The 1,540-nt window shown below is 67.3% G+C and carries 3 protein-coding genes; all 3 read left to right on the top strand.

Annotation, left to right across the window (positions count from 1 at the left end; genetic code table 11):
- On the top strand, positions 1-453 hold a 453-nt coding region (locus tag ACIBEF_RS32405; protein WP_396797229.1), incomplete at its 5' end, for a hypothetical protein.
- A gap of 144 nt (positions 454-597) precedes the next feature.
- Complete coding sequence (locus ACIBEF_RS32400) at positions 598-873, top strand: transposase family protein (protein WP_396797228.1); 276 nt, start codon at positions 598-600, stop codon at positions 871-873.
- On the top strand, positions 761-1,237 hold the full coding sequence (locus ACIBEF_RS32395; RefSeq protein WP_396797226.1) for an ISAs1 family transposase: 477 nt from the start codon (positions 761-763) through the stop codon (positions 1,235-1,237). The genes ACIBEF_RS32400 and ACIBEF_RS32395 overlap by 113 nt, the downstream gene beginning before the upstream one ends.
- The last annotated feature ends 303 nt before the right edge of the window (positions 1,238-1,540 follow it).

Below are 1,540 nucleotides of genomic sequence, written 5' to 3'. Positions count from 1 at the left end.
GCTGCCCCCGCCGAGCCACCGCGATCGTGCAGGCCATCCTCGCCCTGCACCACGTCGAAGCGGACCGCTACGCAGGACGAAAAAGGCTCACTGAACACCGACGACCTGACAACCCTCGGGCTCCTCCTCGAACGCTATCGCTGGCGCGGCGAGAAACCATTCGTCGTGACCCACACACCCCCCGACACCGCCCTGACCGACCTGCTGCACCGCCACCAAGTAGCCCTGATCTACCGCGGACCACCCCCCACGACCGCGCCCCCCACACTGCGCCTCGGAGCGAACGTGCGGATCGTCCACCGCCCAGACGCCACCACCCGCACCCACACCGAAACCCTGTCACCCGACGTATTCCACACCGCCGCCACGTCAATGCCACCACCCACCGGCGAAACACCATCGACCATCCTGGCCGACTGGCTGACCACCACCGACAGGGTTCAGGCAAGGTAGCGATATGACGGCTGCGGGTGCTTCGGGAAGACACTCCTGATCCTGGTGGTACGAGGCCGGGCGCATCCTTTCAGTGGTCATCCAGGTGTCGAGTCTGGGAAGATCAAAGAGGACCGCGCTCGTTGGGATCATCATCTGATTGGTGTGCTCGCGCTGCACGCGGATCAGGTCGAATTGTCGTTGCCCGCATCGCGTCGGGCGGGTCTTGTGGAGGCGTTGACGGCTGTGCCGGATCGGCGTGAGCCTCGCGGTGTCGTGCATGCGCTGCCTCCGATGCTGGTCACGGCGGTCGCGGCGGTACTGACTGGTGCCCGTTCCGCGGCGGCGGTCGCGGAATGGGCCGCTGACGCCCCGCAGCAGGTCCTCGCCGACTTGGGCGTGTTCCGGGATCCGCTCACTGGGGTGTACCGGGCCTCCTGATGAATCGACGTTCCGGCGGATCCTGGCCGGTGTCGACGCCGACGCCTTGGACGAGGCGGTCGGCCGGTGGGTCCTGGCATCTCAGCCAGTCCCGGGCTCGGGCCTGCAGGTGTGCAGCGTGGACGGCAAAACCTTACGAGGCAGCGGCCCGGCCGGCGCCCAGGTGCATCTGCTCGCCGTGCTGGATCAGCGCACGGGAACCGTCCTGGGCCAGGTCGACGTCGACAGCAAGACCAACGAGCTGACCCGTTTCCAGCCCCTGCTGACCCCGCTCGACCTGACTTCGGTGGTCGTCACCGCCGACGCGCTACACACCCAGCGCGAGCATGCCCGCTGGCTGGTCGACGACAAGAAGGCCGCCTAACTGTTCACCGTCAAGAAGAATCAGCCGCGTCTGTATCACCAGCTCAAGACCCTGCCCTGGGCGAAGACCCGATTCAGGACGAGACCAGCCCCCGGGGACACGGCCGTTACGACATCCGCCGCCTGCAAGCCGTCACCTGCACCGGCACCCTCGCGCTGGACTTTGCGCACGCCGTGCAGGCACTACGGATCCGCCGCCGACGGATGAACCTAGTGCCGTGACCACGAACGTTCACGGTGTTGGATGACACGCCGTCCGGCCTGTCGGCCGGGCGGCGTCGGGGCGGTCAGGCTGTAGCGGTGG

The sequence above is a fragment of the Micromonospora sp. NPDC050795 genome (assembly GCF_044456785.1).
In the GTDB taxonomy this organism is placed as follows: domain Bacteria; phylum Actinomycetota; class Actinomycetes; order Mycobacteriales; family Micromonosporaceae; genus Micromonospora.
This window is presented reverse-complemented; position numbering and strand designations above follow the sequence as displayed.